The organism is Kocuria sp. NBRC 114282, assembly GCF_030268385.1.
Classification (GTDB): domain Bacteria; phylum Actinomycetota; class Actinomycetes; order Actinomycetales; family Micrococcaceae; genus Kocuria; species Kocuria palustris.
In genome coordinates this window covers 419,560-437,754 of sequence record NZ_BSQO01000002.1, presented here as the reverse complement: position 1 = coordinate 437,754, position 18,195 = coordinate 419,560, and the positions used below count along the sequence as shown (strand labels likewise).

Genomic DNA, 18,195 nt, shown 5'->3' with positions numbered 1-18,195 from the left:
GGGGCTGCGACGGAGCGCCCGAAGGTGCGCGGGCCCGGCAGTCGGTCCGTCCAGCTTAGAGGCAGGCGGACCCGCGACCCGGTAGGCCGCCCCTGTGCGGGAGGCGGATCACACGCGGCGCGAGCTCACCAGCGCGCGGAAGCTGCGCTCGCGCAGCCGCCGCGGGATGAACCGGTAGCCGCCGCGCACCACCACGTTGCGCGCCAGCTCGAGCCGGCCCACGTGACCCAGGCCGAAGAGCCGGGACTGCAGCTGCATCTCGGCGGCGAAGACCCGGAGGCCGCCACGGCGGGTGTAGGCGCCGTCGGAGACGCGGTAGCCCACGAGCGGCTGCGCGACGTTGCGGACCCGGGCCCCGGCGCGCATCATCCGCACCCACAGCCAGTAGTCCTCGGCCAGAGGCAGCTCCTGGTAGCCGCCGACGGCCTCGACCGCGCCGCGGCGGAAGACGGCTGCGGGATGGGATATGGGATTGCGCAGCCTGGAGATCCGCGCGATGCGCGCCGGATCCGTGGGCGCCTGGCGCAGGGCCAGGACCTCCTCCCGATCCCCGATCTCGTTCATGGACGCCCCCACCAGGTCGGCGCCGTCGCGGATCAGGGGCAGCTGCTCCTCGAAGCGCTGCGGGTAGGAGATGTCGTCGGCGTCCGCGCGGGCGATGATCTCGTGCGTGCACAGCCGCATCCCGTGGCGCAGCACGGCCGTCAGCCCTCGGTTCTCGGGCAGGTCGGCGCGCACCACGTCGATCGGCGGCTCGGCCGAGCGCAGCTGCTCGGTGATCTCCTCGAGCGCTGCGGCCATCTCGGGGGCCACGGGGCCGTCGCGCACGATCACGACCTGGCTCGGGCGCACGGTCTGCTCGAGGGTGGAGGAGGCCACCGCACGGCGGAAGCGCTCCGGGGTGTCTCCGGCGTAGACCGGCAGGAGCACGGAGAACTCGGGCAGGGCCTGCTCGGAGGCGGGCTCCTCCGACTGCGACTGCGCTCCTTCGAGCCGCCACACGCCGTCCAGGACCTCGGCATTGCTGCGGGGGGCGCTCAGGGAGTCCCGAACGCCTGCGGCCAACCGCCGCAGGACCTGTCCGCGCTCCTGCGATCCGCGCAGGGTCCGCAGCCACAGCCGCGCGGTCGCCCCGCCGTAGAGCACCTTCTCCCACGGGGCCAGCGAGGTCGAGCGGGTGAAGACCCACAGCTTGTTGCGGACGTCGTAGTAGAAGCGCGGGCCCGGATCCGAGTCCGTGGTCACCGGCCGGGCCGTGTGATGCACGACCTGGGAGGCCGGCACCTGGAGGGCATCGCTCCATCGAGCCAGCCGTGTGGAGAACTCGAAGTCGTCGTTCCAGATGAAGAAGTCGGCGATGGGCGCCGCGGTCGCGCGCACGGCATCGCCGTCGAGCAGCAGCGCGACGAACGAGCCCGAGCGGATCGTGCGGGCGCCCACGGCCTCGGCCCGCCGACGGCGCCCCGCACCGGCTCCGATGCGCTCGATCATCGAGTTCATGGGGTGCTCGGTGCCGTCGGTCCACAGCACGCGGCTGGCCACGAAGGCGGGACGGCGGCCGCCGCGGGGGTCGTAGGCCCGCCAGGCGCCCACGGCCGCGGACAGCGCCTGCGGAAGGGGCTCGGTGTCGTCGTCCATGACCCAGATCAGGTCCGCGCCGTGGTGATGGGCCGCTCGATCGATCCCCACGGCGAAGCCTCCGGCTCCCCCGACGTTGCGCGGCAGGCGGATCAGGTCCACGTCGATCTCGCTGCGGCGGGCGAAGTCCTCCACGACGCTCACGGAGTCGTCGTCCGAGGCGTTGTCCACGACCACGATGGTCTCCGGTGAGCGTTCGCCGGAGGCCAGGCCCTGCAGCGTGGTCGTGAGCAGGCGAGCTCGATTGAAGCTCACGACGACGGCGACCACCACGGGCTCGCTCGCAGAGACGGGCACAGCTTCAGCTCCAGACGGGAATTGAGGATTCGGGTCCGAGGACCGGTGCGCGGGGCTCGGGGGCTGCGCGGCCTGTCTCGGGTTCCGGAACATTAGCACCGGTGCCTTCGCCCGTTCTGTGATCCTCCAGGAGCCTGCCTGAGGCTCCCCTGGACGGTTCGTGCATCCGCTTGCCGGATCCGCGGCCTCTGTACGATGAGCAGCGATGGGCCGCGGCGCCGCGGTCCGCGGGTCTGCAGACAGGAGAGTTCTCATGACCACGAGGAACTGGCGGGTCGTGGGTGCGACCGGCTTCGCAGGATCGGCGATCACCGCCCGGCTGCGTGCCGAAGGCCACACCGTCCAGGCCGTCTCCGCTCCGCGGCTCTCCAGCAGCGCGCGCACCGTCCACCACCTGATGGGTCGCGCCCGGGACCTGGAATCCGTCATCGACTACCTGGCCGACTCGTTCGCCGGTGCAGATGTGGTCGTCAACGCCGCGGGACTCGCCCGCCCCGATGGCACCGATCAGGACGCCCTGGTGGGCGCCAACGCCCTCCTGCCGCTGCTGATCCTCGCCGCGGCCGAGCGCACGAGCGTCACCCGCGTGATCCACCTGTCCACCGCGGCGGTCCAGGGCAGCACGCCGTGCCTCGACGAGACCACACAGACGGATCCCTTCTCCCCCTACTCGTACTCCAAGGCCCTTGCCGAGCGCGCCCTGCTGCGCGTGCTGGACCGCGAGGCCGATACCCGCGAGGGCCTGCCCGAGCTCGTGCTGCTGCGCGCGACCTCCGTCCAGGGCCGGGGACGCTCGACCACCCAGCGCCTGGCCAGGTTCGCCGCGACCCCGCTGAGCTCCGTGGCCGGCGACGGCACCGCGCACACCCCGGTGACCTCCTCGGAGGCCCTGGCGGAGCTCGTGGCCAGTCTCGGCACCTTCAAGGGCGAGCTGCCCCGGATCGTGCTGCAGCCGTGGGAGGGGGCCACGACCGCCTCGATCCTGCGCGATGCCGGCCGTCGGGAGCCTCTGCACCTGCCCACCGTCCTGTGCCGGGCGGCAGTGCGCCTGGGCTATCTGATCTCCTCGGCCACCGGGTCCCGCTGGCATGGCCCGCTGCGCCGGATAGAGGTCACGTGGTTCGGCCAGCAGCAGGTGCCCGGCTGGGTCCAGGAGCACGACATGCTCCCCGCCCCCGCCATCACGCCCGTGCTGCGCACCGTGCACACGGCCCAGGGCCGCTGAGCCCCGGCACGCATCCGGCACCTGCGCCGCTGGGCGCTCGCCGCTGAGCGCGGAAGGGCCCGTCGGGCTGAGGATCGGCTCCTCTGCCCGACGGGCCCTTCGCGCTGCAGTCCCTGTGCCTCAGCGCTGCTGGTCCACCCCGGCCTGCGGCAGGGAGGCCTCCGCCTGGTCCTCCGGCACGGCGCGGGCCACGAGCGCGCTGGCCTGCGCCACCCCGAGCGGGCGAGTGCTCTCGGGATCCCTGCGCTGCGGACGGGTGCGGTTCTGGTCGGGTGCACCGTGTCTCCCGCCTCCTCCGCCGGCAGCCACGACGGCGGCTGCGGCCGAGACCCCTGTGGCGGCGCTGGCCCCTGCGAAGTCCTCGGGCCCAGGTGCCGCGGAATCCTGCTGGGCGCGAGCCTGCTCCACGATCCCGATCTCCGGGTCGGCGACGGTGCTGCCGCCCGAGCCCTCGTGTCTGCCCTGCGGCCCGGACGGCTCGTCGGCTCCGGCGGGGTCCTGATCGGGACCGGCCTGCTTGCCGGAGGCATCCTGGCTGCGCTGACCGGGGCCCTGCACCGACGACTCGTCGGCGGCTTCCCCGTCCGCGGAGGAGACGGCGTCGGGCTGCGCTGTCTCCTCCTCGGCATCGCTCGGGGCGCTGCTGCCGTCGCGGGCGATCACCGAGGGGACGACCTCGCGCAGGCGGGTCAGGGAGATGCGGCCGTCGCGCACGACGACCGGAACGCCGCCGGTGCAGTCGACGATCGTGGAGGCCACGGGCTGTGCGTCGGCCGTGCCCTCCCCTGAGGGGTCCATGCCCTCGGTGCGCGGGCCGTCCTCCAGGTAGACGCGCACCGAGTCGCCGAGCATCTCGCGGGCCTGCTCGGCGGTCACGGCGGCTGCCATACCGGTGCGGTTGGCCGAGGACACGGCCAGCGGCCCGGTCTCCTGCAGCAGCTGCTGGGCCACGGGATCGTCGGGCACGCGCAGCGCGACCGTGCCGCGGGTCTCGCCCAGATCCCACTGCAGGGACGCCTGCGCGTGGCAGATGAGCGTCAGTCCGCCGGGCCAAAAGGCTCCGGCCAGGGCGCGGGCCTCCTCCGAGACGGAGTCCGCGAGCCCGTCGAGCACGCCGCTGTGGGCGATGAGCACGGGCGGGGGCATGGTGCGATCGCGGCCCTTGGCCTCGAGCAGGCGCTGCACGGCCTCGGCCGAGAACGCGTTGGCCGCGATGCCGTAGACGGTGTCGGTGGGCATCACGACGACCTGGTGGCGGGCCAGCTCGCGGCGGGCGGCATCGACAGCGGCGCCGCGCGAGCGCTCGTCCTTGATGCGGAAGAACTCCGCGGGCACAGGCGCCTCCGCCTGCTCCTCGGCCTCCTGCTCGGGCTCGACGTTCTCGGGGGCCTCCCCCAGGGACTGCTGGGCGTCCTCGGCCGGGATGGCGTCCCGGGGCTGCGCTGCGAGGTCGTCGGGGTTCTGGGGGCGATCGCTGGAAGTGTCGTTCACACCGTTCATTGTTGCACTCCGCCGCCCCTGTCCACCCCCGACGGCCCCTGCGGTCCCGATCACGCGAGGACCCCGCTGGTGGCCCTGGGCCGACCCGTCAGGTCCTGATGCAGCTGCACCTGCTCGAATCCCGAGCTGCGCATCTGCTCCTGCATGTCCTCGGCCTGCGACTCGGCGTGCTCGAGCACGCACCAGCCGGCGGGGCGCAGGAGCTGGGCCGCCGCGGCGATGATCCGACGCGGCATCTCCATCCCGTCGTCTCCACCGCCCCACAGCGCTGCCGCGGGATCGTGCTCGAGCACCTCCGGCTGGGTGATGGGCTCGCGGGCCGGAACATAGGGGGGATTGCTCACCACGGCCGCGCAGCGCCCCCGCAGATCCTCGGGAGCATGCGTGGCGTCGCCCTCGCGCAGGTCCACCCGGGTGCCCTCGAGATTGCGCCGTGCCCAGTGCAGGGCCTGCGGGTCGAGCTCGATCGCGTGCACCCGGGCGTGGGGCACCTCGTCGGCGACAGCGGCGGCGATCGCCCCCGAGCCGGTGCACAGGTCGACGACTACCGGGCGCGCCTCCCCGTCCGCCTGGTCCTCGCGCAGGCGCTCGACGAGCAGCTCGACGAGCAGCTCGGTCTCCGGGCGCGGGATGAAGACCCCCGGCCCCACCTGGATCGCCAGGCGGCGGAAGGGGGCCGTGCCCACGATGTGCTGCAGCGGCTCGCGGGCCGCGCGCCTCTCGACCAGCTCGTCGAGGCCCTCGGGCGCGTCCGCGCCGATGATGGCGCGCGCGGCGACCTCTCCGCGCTGCAGTCCCAGCAGGTGCCCGGCCAGCTGCACGGCATCGGCCTCCGCAGCGGGCACCCCCGCGCGCTCGAGCCGTGCCGTGGCCCGGCGCAGCGCCTGGGCGAGGGTCTCGGCCATCAGCCGAGGTCCTGGGCGCCGGCGCCCTGGCCGATCTGCTGGAGCCGGTGCTGCTCGTCCAGCTCGATCGCGGATTCGATCACGGGCCCGAGCGCTCCGTCCAGGACGGCGTCGAGGTTGTAGGCCTTGTAGCCGGTGCGGTGATCGGCGATGCGGTTCTCGGGGAAGTTGTACGTGCGCACCCGCTCGGAGCGGTCCATCGTGCGCACCTGGCTGCGCCGGGCCTGGGAGGCCTCGGCGTCGAGCTGCTCCTGCTGGTGGGCCAGGATGCGCGCGCGCAGCACGCGCATGGCCGCCTCCTTGTTCTGCAGCTGGGACTTCTCGTTCTGCATGGCCACGACGATCCCCGTGGGCAGATGGGTGATCCGCACCGCCGAGTCGGTCGTGTTCACGGACTGCCCGCCGGGGCCCGAGGAGCGGTAGACGTCGATCTTCAGGTCGTTCTGGGTGATCTCGACCTCCTCCGGGGCATCGACCTCGGGGAAGGCCAGCACGCCGGCGGCGGAGGTGTGGATCCTGCCCTGCGACTCGGTGGCCGGGACCCGCTGGACGCGGTGCACGCCGCCCTCGTACTTGAGCTTGGCCCACACGCCCTCGGCCGGGTCCTGGGAGCGTCCCTTGACCGCGATCTGGACGTCCTTGTGCCCGCCCAGGTCCGCGGGGGTGTCGCTGAGGACCTCGGTCTTCCAGCCCTGGGACTCCGCGAAGCGCAGGTACATGCGCAGCAGATCGCCGGCGAACAGCGCGGCCTCCGCACCGCCCTCCCCCGCCTTGATCTCCAGGATGGCGTCACGGGCGTCGTCCGGGTCCCGCGGGATCAGCAGCCGGCGCAGCCGCTCGCGGGCCGGGTCGATCCGGCCCTGCAGCTGCTCGGCCTCCGCGGCGAATTCGGGGGCCTCAGGTGCCAGCTCGCGGGCCGCCTCCAGGTCCTCGCGCAGGGCCTGCAGCTCCCGATGGGCGCCCACCACCCGGTCCAGCTCCGCATAGCGGCGATTGAGCCGACGGGCCAGCAGCTGGTCGGCATGCACGGACGGATCCGCAAGGCGCTTTTGCAGCTGCTCGTGCTCCTGGAGGATCGCCTCCAAGGGCCCGGTACCCTCACGGGCTTCGATCTCGGTCACGGGTTCGCGCTCTCCTGAGGGGCTGCGGGCCGGGCGACGGCGGTCGCCGGGCGGGGATGGCATGCGACCGGTCGACGGACGCAGGACGACTCAACCCCGAGGACCGCTCGTCGAGCGGACCCCGGGGCTGGTCGCGAGGGACCTCAGCGGTCGTCGTCCGCCTTGACGTTCAGCGTGGTCTTCTGGACCTGCATGAGGAACTCGGCGTTCGACTGGGTGTCGCGCAGCTTGGAGGTCAGCAGCTCGAGGGCCTGCTGCTGATCCAGGCTCGAGAGCACTCGACGCAGCTTCCACATGATCTTCAGCTCATCGGCGCCCATGAGGTTCTCCTCGCGACGGGTGCCCGAGGAGTTGACGTCCACGGCGGGGAAGATGCGCTTGTCCGCCAGCTGACGGGACAGGCGCAGCTCCATGTTTCCGGTGCCCTTGAACTCCTCGAAGATGACCTCGTCCATCTTGGACCCGGTCTCCACCAGCGCGGTGGCGAGGATGGTCAGTGAGCCGCCGTTCTCGATGTTGCGCGCGGCGCCGAAGAAGCGCTTGGGCGGGTACAGCGCCGCCGAGTCCACGCCGCCGGAGAGGATGCGCCCGGAGGCCGGAGCCGACAGGTTGTACGCACGGCCCAGGCGGGTCATGGAATCCAGCAGCACCACGACGTCCATGCCCAGCTCCACGAGGCGCTTGGCGCGCTCGATGGCCAGCTCGGCCACGGTGGTGTGGTCGTCCGCGGGACGGTCGAAGGTCGAGGCGATGACCTCGCCCTTCACCGTGCGCTGCATGTCTGTGACCTCCTCGGGGCGCTCGTCCACGAGCACCATCATGAGGTGGACCTCGGGGTTGTTCGTGGTGATCGCGTTGGCGATCGACTGCAGCATCAGCGTCTTGCCCGCCTTGGGCGGGGAGACGATCAGGCCGCGCTGGCCCTTGCCGATCGGCGAGACCAGATCGACCACTCGCGGGCCGACCTTCTTGGGCTCGGTCTCCAGGCGCAGGCGCTCCTGCGGGTAGAGCGGCACGAGCTTGGAGAACTCGGTGCGATCGCCCTGATCCTCCGGCTTCTTGCCGTTGACGCTGGTCAGCTGCACCAGGGCGTTGAACTTCTGGCGCTGGCCGCGCTGGTTCTCCTCGCCCTCGCGCGGGGCGCGGATGGCGCCGACGACGGCGTCGCCCTTGCGCAGGTTGTTCTTCTTGACCTGGGCCAGCGAGACGTAGACGTCGTTCGGGCCGGGCAGGTAGCCGGAGGTCCGCACGAAGGCGTAGTTGTCCAGCACGTCCAGGATGCCGGCCACGGGCAGCAGGACGTCGTCCTCGGTCAGCTCCGTGTCATCGACCTCGGGGCCGTTGCCGCCGCGGTTGCGACGGTTGTTCCGGCGCTCGTTGCGGTCGTTGCGATCATTGCGGCCGCGGTTGCGACGGCTACGGCGCGAGCCGCCATCGTCGTCGCCGTTCTGGTCGCTGCCGCCCTGGCGCTTGGACTGCTGCTTGCCGCCCTGGCCGTTCTGGCCCTTGCCGCCGTCGTTCTGGCTGTTCTGGCCCTTGCCGCCCTGCTGGCCGCCGTCGTTCTGGCCGCCCTGGCCCTTGCCGCGGCCCCTGCCGCGGCCGCCGCCGTCGTTCTGGCCGTTGTGACGGCGCCCGCCCTCGTCCGAGGACTCGGAGTCGTCGTGGCCGCCGCCGTGACCGCCGTTGCTCTGGCCGGCGCTGTTCTGAGCGCCCTGATCGTCCGAGTCGGATTGACGTCCCCGGCCGCGTCGCTGGGAGCGGGAGGGGCGCCCGCCCTCGGAGCGCTGCTGGGAGTCATCGCCCGACGGGGCGTCCTGCCCGGACTCCGAGCCGGACTGGCTCTCGCGGTCCTGGCCCTGTTGCTCGCCCTGCGAGCCTTCGGAGCCCGAGGAGCGGCGGCCGCGGCCGGTGCGCGCGGAGACCTTCGGCAGATCGCCCGCCTCGGGCTCCACCTCCGGCTCCCCCGCCTGGGCCGAGGAGGCGTCATCGCCCTGGGCCTTGGCGGCGGCGCGCTGCGCGGTCTTCTCGATCTTCTCGGCCACCTCGACATCGCGCTCGGCGACGGCGCCGCCGCGCTGATGCGCTTGGATGGCGTCGACCAGCAGCGACTTGCGCATGCGGCGAGCCCCGGTGATGCCCAGCTGCGCGGCGAGGGCCTGTAGCTGAGCCAGCTTGAGGCCCGAGAGGCCGGTGCCCTGGTTCTGCTCGGAGTTCTGATCCGTACCTGAGGTCAGGTCGGTGGATTCGGTCACGAAGGTTTCCTTCTCCCTCGGTGGAAGGCCTCGGCACTCAGACGCCGGACCTCTTGTGCATGGTGGCGGGCCGCTAGCTGCGGGCCTGATCGCGCTGCAGATGGCGACGATCTCGCCGACGGAGCCCCCATCCGATGAGATGCCCGCCCGACGGCATGCACGCAGGCCGTGCCGAGGGCGATATCGCGATGGAGACTGGACGAGCCGTCCTGCCGGAGCAGGCGGGGCTTGCGTCGGGTCGGGCGGAGACTACGAGCACCCCCGGCGGACCTCGGTCTGCTGGAGCGGACTCGAACGCCCGTGCGCATCCTAGATGCTGTGTGGATGCTCGCTCACCTTAGCACCCTGCTGAGGCACGGACAGGCGCAGAACACGCCAGGTGACGTGCTCGCTGCCCGGGCCCTGGTGCGCGGCGAGCTCGCCGATGGCCTTCTCCGCGGCATCAGCGGAAGGCGCGGAATCGGAGAGCACCAGAACGGTGGGTCCGGCTCCCGAGATCAGCGCGGCGTGCCCCTGCTCCCGCAGCGCGGCCACCAGGGCCGCGCTGGGCTCCATGGCCGGTGCGCGGAAGGGCTGGTGCAGGCTGTCGTCGGTGGCGGGCATCAGGTGCTCGGGGCGATGCGACATGGCGTCGATCAGCAGGGCGCAGCGCCCGGCGTTGCGGGCCGCCTCGCGGTGGTCGACCGTCTGGGGCAGCAGCGAGCGCGCCAGCGCCGTGGAGACCTCGTAGTTGGGGATCGCCACGATCGGCACGATCTCCGGCAGCACGTCCACGGGGGCCGTCCGCCAGGCCCCGGGCTCGCCCCACGAGATCGTCAGGCCGCCGTAGAGGGCCGGAGCCACGTTGTCCGGATGACCCTCCATGCCGGCGCAGACCTGGAAGACGGCGTCCTCGTCGAGGCGCTGCTGCTCGGCGAGCAGGGCGTTGCCGGCCACCACTCCCGCCACCGCGCAGGCGGCCGAGGAGCCCATGCCGCGGCCGTGGGGGACGCGGTTGCGCGCCACGATCCGCATTCCGGGCTGCTCCTGAAGGCCTGCCGCGCGCCAGGCGGCGCGGACGGCGCGCACCAGGAGGTGGTCCTCCGTGCGGGGCACGGACTCGGAGCCCTCCCCCTGCAGCTCGAACTCCAGGCCCGATTCCAGGACGGTGAGCTCGATCTCGTCGCGGTGCTCCAGGGCCAGGCCCAGGGTGTCGAAGCCGGGGCCCACGTTGCCGGTCGAGGCCGGGACGCTCACGGCCACGGAGCGCCCCGGGACCAGGACCTCGCGCCAGTCGCGACGCGCCACGGGGCTCACTCGAGGCCCAGAGCGGAGGCGACGGACACGACGTCGAAGTCCACGCGCACCGGCTCGGCGGCATGCGGGTCCTCGGCCTCAGCGCCCTTCACGGCCCACTGCGGGTCCTTGAGACCGTGGCCCGTCACCGTGATGACGATCCGCGCACCGGCAGGGACCTGGCCCTGCTCGTGCTTCTTGATCAGGCCCGCCACGCCGGCGGCGGAGCCGGGCTCCACGAACACGCCATCGCGCGAGGACAGGAAGCGCTGAGCGGCGATGATCTCGGTATCCGAGACGGCCTCGATCAGTCCTCCGGAGTCGTCGCGCGCGGCGATCGCGGTGTCCCACGAGGCGGGGTTGCCGATGCGGATCGCGGTGGCCACGGTGTCCGGGTCATCGATCGGATGCCCGGCCACCAGCGGCGCCGAGCCCTCGGCCTGGAAGCCCCACATGGTGGGGGTCTTCGTGGCCACGGCCGGCAGGACGTCGCCCTGGTCGTTGGTGAACTCGGCGGCGTACTCCTGGTAGCCCTTCCAGTACGCGGTGATGTTGCCCGCGTTGCCGACCGGCAGGATGTGCAGGTCCGGAGCATCGCCCAGGGCGTCGACGACCTCGAAGGCGCCGGTCTTCTGCCCCTGGATCCGGTACGGGTTCACGGAATTGACCAGGAAGACCGGGTAGGACTCAGAGAGCTTGCGCGCGACCTCTAGGCAGTTGTCGAAGTTGCCGTTGATCTGGATGATGTCGGCGCCGTGGGCAACGGCCTGGGCCATCTTGCCCATGGAGATCTTGCCCTCGGGCACCAGCACGGCGCAGCGCATGCCGGCCTGCTTGGCGTAGGCCGCGGCGGAGGCGGAGGTGTTGCCGGTCGAGGCGCACACGACCGCCTTGGCGCCTTCCTCCTTGGCCTTGGTGATGGCCATGGTCATGCCGCGGTCCTTGAAGGAGCCGGTGGGGTTCATGCCCTCGAACTTGACCCAGACCTCGCAGCCGGTCAGCTCGGACAGCGCGCGGGCGCGGATCAGCGGGGTGCCGCCCTCGCCCATCGAGACGACGGGGGTGGAATCGGTGACCGGAAGGCGGTCGCGGTACTCGTTGATGACGCCCTGCCACTGATGTGCCATTGCTGCTCCTCGCTTCGCTGCGGCTGCCTCGCCCGGTGGGCGGTGCCGCGGGGTTGTCACTGCGTTGTCGTGCCGGGGCCGCTGGGGCCCGTCGGACTCGCGGGTCCGCCGGCCCGTGCGGCTGCGGACGAATCCGTGCTCAGTCGTCGGCCTCGACCCGGATGAGCCCGGAGAGGTCGTAGACCACGTCCAGGCCGCGCACGGCCTCGACGGTGCGCACGAGGTCCGCGTTGCGGGCCCGGTGCGTCACGATGCGGATCTCGGCCAGGTCCTCCCCGGGGCGGCGGGGATCGTCGCGGACGTCGTCCTGGCGCATGGTCGAGACCGAGACGCCGTGCTCGGCGAACACCCCGGCCACCGCCGCGAGCACCCCGGTCTGATCGGGGCACAGCAGGGTCAGGGAGAAGCTGGTCTGGACGTCGTCGACGCCGGTGGCCGGCAGGCCCGCGTGCACGACCGGGCCGATGCCCGGTCCTCCGGCCACGACGCGGCGCAGGGCCGAGACCAGATCCCCGAGCACGGCAGAGGCGGTGGGCCCGCCGCCGGCACCGGGGCCGTAGAACATGAGCTCCTCGGCGCCGTCGGCCTCCACGAACACCGCGTTGTAACCGCCGTGGACGCTGGCCAGGGGGTGGGTGCGCGGGATCATGGTCGGCACCACGCGCAGGTTCACGCCCGAGGAGACCCGCTCGGCCACGCCGAGCAGCTTGATCACGAAGCCCGCGGAGCGCGCGGCCTCGACGTCCTCTGCGGTGATCCCGCGGATGCCCCGGCAGTAGACGTCGTCGATCGTGTACCACGAGTGGAAGGCCAGCCCGCCCAGGATCGCGACCTTGGCGGCGGCGTCATGGCCCTCCACATCAGCTGTGGGATCGGCCTCCGCGAAGCCCAGGCGCTGGGCCTCTGCCAGGGCGTCGTCGAACGAGGCCCCGGTGGTGTCCATCTGGTCGAGGATGTAGTTGGTCGTGCCGTTCATGATGCCGAGCACGCGGCGGATGCGGTCCCCGGACAGCGACTCGAGCACCGGGCGCACGATCGGGATGGCCCCGGCCACGGCGGCCTCGTAGTTCAGGGTGGTCCCGGAGGCCTCGGCCGCCTCGTGCAGCTCCTGTCCGTGCCGGGCCAGCAGCGCCTTGTTGCCGCTGACCACGGGCTTGCCCGCATTCAGCGCGCGCAGGATCCGGGTGCGGGCCGGTTCGATGCCGCCGGTCAGCTCGACGACCGCGTCGGCGGTGTCGATCAGCGACTCGGCGTCTGTGGTCAGCAGCTGCTGCGGCAGCTCGACGGTGCGCTGGGCGGAGGTGTCGCGCACGGCGATGCCGATCAGCTCGGGTCGGGCGCCGATGCGACGGGCCAGCTCCTCGGGCTGCTCGAGCAGGACGCGGGCCACCTCGGCGCCGACATTGCCGGCGCCGAGCAGGGCGATCCGGACGACGTCAGGACGGGTGTCGGGTGCGTGGGTCACGTGGAGGCTCCAGACGGGTGGGGTCGGGGCGTTCGGGTGGTCGGGTGCTGCGGGACTTCAGCGCTCGCCGAGGCGCAGCGGGCGGGAGGCCTCGGGGTCCTGCGAGACGTCGCGGGCGAAGAGGTCCTCCTCCGTCTCGCCGCGCACGATCAGCCGGGCCTCGGGGATGCCGTCGACAGTGCGCACCGCGACCACGCCCGGACGCGGCAGCCAGTTGTAGTTGCTGGACAGCGCCCAGCAGTACGCGCCGGTGGCGGGAACGGCCAGCAGGTCGCCGGCGCGCACGCCCTCGGGCAGGTAGGCGCTGTGCACCAGGATGTCTCCGGACTCGCAGTGCTTGCCGACCACGCGGGACAGCGCGGGGGCCTGCCCGCGATGCTCCTCGGCACGGTCGGCCACGACCACCGAGTAGTCCGCGCCGTAGAGCACGGGGCGGGCGTTGTCCGACATGCCGCCGTCGACCGAGAGGTACCGGCGGCGCAGTCCGTCCCGGACCGTGACGGACTTGCAGGTCCCCACGGTGTAGAGGCTGATCCCGGCGGGACCGGTGATCGAGCGGCCCGGCTCGACGGAAAGGTGCGGGATCTGCAGGCCCAGCCGCCGGCAGGACTCCTGGACGGCCCGGGCGATGTCCTGGGCGACGGCCGCGGCCGGGCGGGGAGCATCTGCGGCGGTGTAGCCGATCCCGTAGCCGCCGCCGAGATCCAGCTGCGGCAGCGTGACGCCGAAGCGGCGCTCGACCTCTCCCATGAGCCCGAGCACGCGATCGGCGGCCTGGGCGAAGCCGTCGGCAGCGAAGATCTGCGAGCCGATGTGGCAGTGCAGGCCCATCAGCTCGATGTCCGGGTGCGCCACGCAGCCGCTGATGGCGTGCAGCGCCGGGGACTTTCCGTCCTCTGCGGCCATGGAGAGCCCGAACTTCTGGTCCTCGTGCGCGGTCGCGATGAACTCGTGGGTCTCGGCGTGGATGCCCGGGGTCACCCGGATCATCACCGGCGCCTTCACCCCGAGCGTGCGGGCCAGTCGCCCGACGAGCTCGATCTCCTGCAGGGAGTCCACGACGATGCGGCCCACGCCGGCGTCCAGCGCCATGGTGATCTCCGCGGCGGACTTGTTGTTGCCGTGCAGCGCCATGCGCTCGGGCGGCATGCCGCCGCGCAGCCCTGCGGCCATCTCGCCGCCGGAGGCGGTGTCGAGGTTGAGGCCCTCCTCCTGCACCCAGCGTGCGATCTCCGGGGTCAGGAAGGCCTTGCCGGCGTAGTAGACGGAGGCCTCCGCGCCGATCGCGGCGAAGGCGTCCTGGAAGGCCGTGCGGAACTGTGCGGCTCGCTGGCGGAAGGCGTCCTCGGAGACCACGTAGAGCGCTGTGCCGTAGTGCTCGGCCAGTGCGGTGGTGGGGATGCCCGAGACGGTGAGCGTGCCTTCGTCATCGCGGCCGAACTGCTCCGGCCAGATCGCGGGATCCAGGCTGGTCCAGTCCTGCGGGACCTCGAGCCACTCGGGCGCCAGCGGACTGGGGCCAGTGTGGATCTGCTCCCCCCGGGCGGGCTCCAGCAGCGGGACCGGCTGCAGCCGGAACCCGGTGGTCACGACGTCCTCGGCCGGCTCCTGCGCCGGATCGCTGTCCAGGGGCATGCTCACATCCTCTCCGGTGCGCTCACGCCCAGCAGCTCGAGGCCGTTGGCCAGGACCTGGCGCGTGGCGTCGTTGAGCCACAGGCGGGTGCGGTGGGTGTCGGTGATCTGCTCGTCGCCCTGCGGGGTCACGCGGCAGGCGCCGTACCAGCGGTGGTAGGACCCGGCCAGCGCCTCCAGGTGGCGGGCCACGCGGTGCGGCTCGCGCAGCTGCGCGGCCTCGGCGACGATCCGCGGGTACTGCCCCAGCCCTGCCAGCAGCTCGGTCTCGGTCTCGTGGGAGAGCAGGGAGGCGTCGAAGGCGGCCGCGCCGTCCTCAGCGGTGCGGCGGACCCCGATCTCGGCGGCATTGCGCCCCACCGCGCAGGTGCGGGCGTGGGCGTACTGGACGTAGAAGACCGGGTTCTCGTTGGAGCGCTTGGTCAGCAGGTCCAGGTCGATGTCGATGTTGGAGTCGATCGAGTACCGGGTCAGCGAGTAGCGCGCGGCATCCACGCCGACGGCCTCGACCAGGTCCTCCATGGTCACCACGGTTCCGGCGCGCTTGGACATCCGCACCGCCGCCCCGTTGCGCACCAGGTTGACCATCTGCCCGATCATGACCTCGACCCGATCCGGGGAGTCGCCCAGCGAGGCGGCCACTGCCTTCAGGCGCGCCACGTAGCCGTGGTGATCCGCGCCCAGGAGGTAGAGGCACAGGTCCGCTCCGCGGTCGCGCTTGTCCTTGTAGTAGGCGATGTCGCCGGCGATGTAGGCGGCCTTGCCGTCCGACTTCACGACCACGCGGTCCTTGTCGTCGCCGTGATCGGTGGAGCGCAGCCACCACGCGCCGTCGGCGAAGTAGAGGGCTCCCTGCTCCTTCAGCTGTTCGAGCAGGGCCTCCACGGAGCCGTCGCGGAACAGCGAGTCCTCGTGGAACCAGACGTCGAAGTCCACGCCGAACTCGTGCAGCGACTGCTTGATGTCGCCGAACATGAACTCGACGCCGGCAGCGCGGAAGGCCTCCTGCGGGTCCTCGGACTCGAGCGCTCCGGGCTCTGCCTCCAGCACGCGCTGGGCGATGTCCGAGATGTACTCGCCGCCGTAGCCGTCCTCCGGGGCGGGCTGGCCCTGGGCCCGGGCCAGCAGGGAGCGTGCGAAGCGGTCGATCTGGGCGCCGTGGTCGTTGAAGTAGTACTCGCGGGTGACGTCTGCGCCCTGAGCCTGGAACACGCGAGCCAGGGAGTCGCCGACGGCGGCCCAGCGGGTGCCGCCCAGGTGGATGGGGCCGGTGGGATTGGCCGAGACGAACTCGAGGTTGATGCTGCGGCCCTGCATGGCGGTGCCGCGGCCGAACTCCCGGCCCGCCTCCACGATGGAGCGGGCGAGCTCGCCTGCTGCGGCGGCGTCCAGGACGATGTTGAGGAACCCGGGCCCGGCGATGTCGACGGAGGCCACGCCCTCGATCTGCTCGAAGCGGGCCTTCAGCACTGCGGCGACCTCGCGCGGGGGCATCCCGACCTTCTTGGTCAGCTGCATGGCCACGTTCGTGGCCCAGTCCCCGTGCTCTCGGCTCTTGGGACGTTCCACCTTCAGCTCGGGCAGCTGCGCATCCTCTGCGAGAGCGAGCTCCCCCGAGGCGACGGCCTGCTCGAGGCTGGCGGACAGGGCTGCGGAGAGTTCTTCGGGAGTCACCGGGACAGTGTACCTGCGGGCCTCCGCCGACCGGATCGTCCGACGGGGCCGCGACGGGCTGCCCGCCGATGCGACCCGGGGCGGCCGTGGTGATAGAGTCGTCGGGTCGATCACGGCATCCGTGCCGGAGCACCGACCCCCGCCCGAGTAGCTCAGGGGATAGAGCGCCTGCCTCCGGAGCAGGAAGTCGTAGGTTCGAATCCTATCTCGGGCACTTCCGGCCTGAGCCGCGACCCCGCCCACAGACGAGGTCGCGGCTCAGGCTTTTTCCATAGCTGTCGCCCTCGCCGTCAGAGCCGTGGGCCACTCCGGCTGAGGGCATCTCTGTCACCAGCACGGTCGCCGCAGGTCAGGGACGCCGAGCAGTCTCGCGAACCTCGACCGCGCGACAGATGAGCCGCCAAGAAGTCACAGTTGAAAACATGTGACGAAATATAGGTGTGGGCTCTCACGTGGACCTAGTCCGAGGCCATTCGCGACTCGTCGGTGACGCGTGGGCGCGCCCTCATCCGAGTCCTCACGTCGGCACCCCCCCCCCAGGCCGACAAGGCCTTTGGAGCACCATGCACAGCAGCGGAACCCCCTCCCCCACCAGCCTCTCGAGCGGGAGCGGACCCGCACCGCGTCGCGCGGCACGGCGCACGGCAGCCCGTCGGCTCGCCGCAGGCTCCCTGGCCGTCTACGGCGAGGTCCGCGACGCGACCCTGACGGTGACCCTGCCCGCAGGCTCCGACAGCCCGTCGGTCTCCGCCACACCCCGGCCGTTCATCGCCGACGAGCCGGCCATCGTGGCGGCCCACTACGGGACGCAGCTGACCTCGACCTCCTCGCCGGCAGTGCCGACGCCCACCCGGGTCGTGATCGCCGACGGCACCGTGACCTGCACCTACGACTTCCCGTATATCCCCGCCGAGTCGCGCATGATGCTGAGCTTCCAGGGCCACGGGTACGTCAACGGCACCCAGCAGTTCGCCTCCGCACTGCTGTACGGAACGCGCGTGAACCCGAAGATCGACTACAGCCCGGGCCTGGGCACCGAGGAGGACCCCTACCTCTACGAGCTGCGCGACCTGATCCCGGGTGAGACGGTCTCCGCGCGCGTCCCGAACCCACTGAGGAACCGACCGCCGAACCGACGCCGGAGCCCGCACCGGCCCCGACTCAGGCACCCACGCAGCAGCCGTCGGAGGAGCCCGTCGTCCCGCAGCCAAGGGCCACGTCGAGCCCGAGCGCCACGGTCCCGGGCGACGGCTCAGACGGCGCGGGCCCAGACGCCGGCCCCGCGCCAGAGCCGACCCCGGCCGCACCGGAGCAGGCCGCACCGGAGCAGGCCGCTCCTGCGCAGGAGGCCGAGCAGTCCCCCGCTGAGCAGTGGTGGGGCGAGCAGCTGCCGCACGCCGGTGTCTCGAACGGATCGGTGGTGATCGCCGGCGGCGTCCTGATGATGGCCGGAGCTGGCCTGGTGGGAGCGACCGCGCTGCGGCGCCGCCGACCCTGGGAGCTGAACCGCCGAGGCGGCTGTGAGCGCTGAAGGGGCGCAGCACGGGGAGGATTCCCCGGTGCTGCGCCCCATCGGCGCCTTCTTGATGCCTCAGCCGATCCGGATCAGCTCCAGCGATCGCGCTCCCGCTGGCGAGCCGAGCGATGGCCGCTGTTGAACTCGGTCGGATCGAAGTCGATCATGGCGTCGTCGCCCCACTGCTCATCGAGCTCGCGGTCCTCCTCGGTGCGCGGCTCGCGGTGGGAGCGAGTGATCTGGAAGGCCACGATGCTCAGGATGCCCCCGAGCACAAGGGAGACAGGTCCGGCGATGATCGTGAGCAGCGCACCGTCGGTGAGCGGGACCGGGGCCTCCTCCGAGGTGGCCCGGGCCCAGTAGATGATGCCCATGGGCACGGCATAGGTGGAGACCAGCAGCAGGACGATGCCCACGAGGGCCAGCAGGCGGGCGATCCCGCGTCGTCGGGCCCGCTGCTGCGGGGACAGGCTGGTCATCTCTGCGGCCTCCTCGGCCAGGGGCTCGGCGGTCGGTTGGGCGAATGTTTCGCCCGGGCGTGCGGATCCACCCTAGTGGCGTCAGAC

13 protein-coding genes and 1 tRNA gene are annotated in these 18,195 nt (G+C 72.1%); 3 read left to right on the top strand and 11 right to left on the bottom strand.

Annotation, left to right across the window (positions count from 1 at the left end; all coding sequences use genetic code 11):
* Positions 1-108: 108 nt before the first annotated feature.
* Entirely contained in the window at positions 109-1,935 is a 1,827-nt protein-coding gene (locus tag QSJ40_RS05640; RefSeq protein ID WP_006215218.1) for a glycosyltransferase, read from the bottom strand.
* A 253-nt stretch (positions 1,936-2,188) separates the two neighbouring features.
* On the opposite strand from QSJ40_RS05640, the gene QSJ40_RS05635 reads away from it, so the two are divergent.
* Complete coding sequence (locus QSJ40_RS05635; protein WP_053447149.1) at positions 2,189-3,160, top strand: NAD-dependent epimerase/dehydratase family protein; 972 nt, start codon at positions 2,189-2,191, stop codon at positions 3,158-3,160.
* 120 nt (positions 3,161-3,280) lie between these two features.
* Here the strand turns inward: QSJ40_RS05635 and QSJ40_RS05630 are convergent, their stop codons facing one another.
* The 9 genes from QSJ40_RS05630 to argS all read right to left on the bottom strand — a co-directional run bounded on the left by QSJ40_RS05630 (position 3,281) and on the right by argS (position 16,113).
* Positions 3,281-4,651: an L-threonylcarbamoyladenylate synthase gene (locus tag QSJ40_RS05630; protein ID WP_281196917.1), complete on the bottom strand. Its 1,371-nt coding sequence runs from the start codon at positions 4,649-4,651 to the stop codon at positions 3,281-3,283.
* Between the two features lie 59 nt (positions 4,652-4,710).
* Positions 4,711-5,565, bottom strand: a complete 855-nt coding sequence (prmC, locus tag QSJ40_RS05625) for a peptide chain release factor N(5)-glutamine methyltransferase (RefSeq protein ID WP_137801694.1) — start codon at positions 5,563-5,565, stop codon at positions 4,711-4,713.
* Positions 5,565-6,686 carry a peptide chain release factor 1 gene (gene prfA / locus QSJ40_RS05620; protein WP_024290791.1) on the bottom strand — a complete coding sequence of 374 codons (1,122 nt, stop codon included), beginning with the start codon at positions 6,684-6,686 and terminating at the stop codon, positions 5,565-5,567. Before prfA ends, prmC begins: the two co-directional genes overlap by 1 nt.
* 143 nt (positions 6,687-6,829) lie before the next feature.
* A complete protein-coding gene (gene rho / locus QSJ40_RS05615) occupies positions 6,830-8,938 on the bottom strand; it encodes a transcription termination factor Rho (protein ID WP_285729489.1) in 2,109 nt (702 codons plus the stop codon).
* A gap of 309 nt (positions 8,939-9,247) precedes the next feature.
* Positions 9,248-10,225: a homoserine kinase gene (thrB, locus tag QSJ40_RS05610; RefSeq protein WP_285729487.1), complete on the bottom strand. Its 978-nt coding sequence runs from the start codon at positions 10,223-10,225 to the stop codon at positions 9,248-9,250.
* Positions 10,226-10,230: 5 nt separating this feature from the next.
* The gene (thrC, locus tag QSJ40_RS05605; protein WP_006215225.1) at positions 10,231-11,340 is read right to left on the bottom strand and encodes a threonine synthase; all 1,110 of its coding nucleotides are present in this window, start codon (positions 11,338-11,340) and stop codon (positions 10,231-10,233) included.
* A gap of 139 nt (positions 11,341-11,479) precedes the next feature.
* On the bottom strand, positions 11,480-12,805 hold the full coding sequence (locus QSJ40_RS05600) for a homoserine dehydrogenase (protein ID WP_204782995.1): 1,326 nt from the start codon (positions 12,803-12,805) through the stop codon (positions 11,480-11,482).
* Positions 12,806-12,862: 57 nt separating this feature from the next.
* The gene (gene lysA / locus QSJ40_RS05595) at positions 12,863-14,440 is read right to left on the bottom strand and encodes a diaminopimelate decarboxylase (protein ID WP_285729483.1); all 1,578 of its coding nucleotides are present in this window, start codon (positions 14,438-14,440) and stop codon (positions 12,863-12,865) included.
* Between the two features lie 2 nt (positions 14,441-14,442).
* Entirely contained in the window at positions 14,443-16,113 is a 1,671-nt protein-coding gene (gene argS / locus QSJ40_RS05590) for an arginine--tRNA ligase (protein ID WP_058871265.1), read from the bottom strand.
* 141 nt (positions 16,114-16,254) lie between these two features.
* Here argS and QSJ40_RS05585 point away from each other — a divergent pair.
* Positions 16,255-16,327 (top strand) — tRNA-Arg (locus QSJ40_RS05585).
* A 1,173-nt stretch (positions 16,328-17,500) separates the two neighbouring features.
* On the top strand, positions 17,501-17,644 hold the full coding sequence (locus tag QSJ40_RS12785) for an LPXTG cell wall anchor domain-containing protein (RefSeq protein WP_352156170.1): 144 nt from the start codon (positions 17,501-17,503) through the stop codon (positions 17,642-17,644).
* A gap of 74 nt (positions 17,645-17,718) precedes the next feature.
* On the opposite strand, the gene QSJ40_RS05580 is transcribed toward QSJ40_RS12785, so the two are convergent.
* Positions 17,719-18,108, bottom strand: a complete 390-nt coding sequence (locus tag QSJ40_RS05580; protein ID WP_285729480.1) for a hypothetical protein — start codon at positions 18,106-18,108, stop codon at positions 17,719-17,721.
* Between the last annotated feature and the right edge of the window lie 87 nt (positions 18,109-18,195).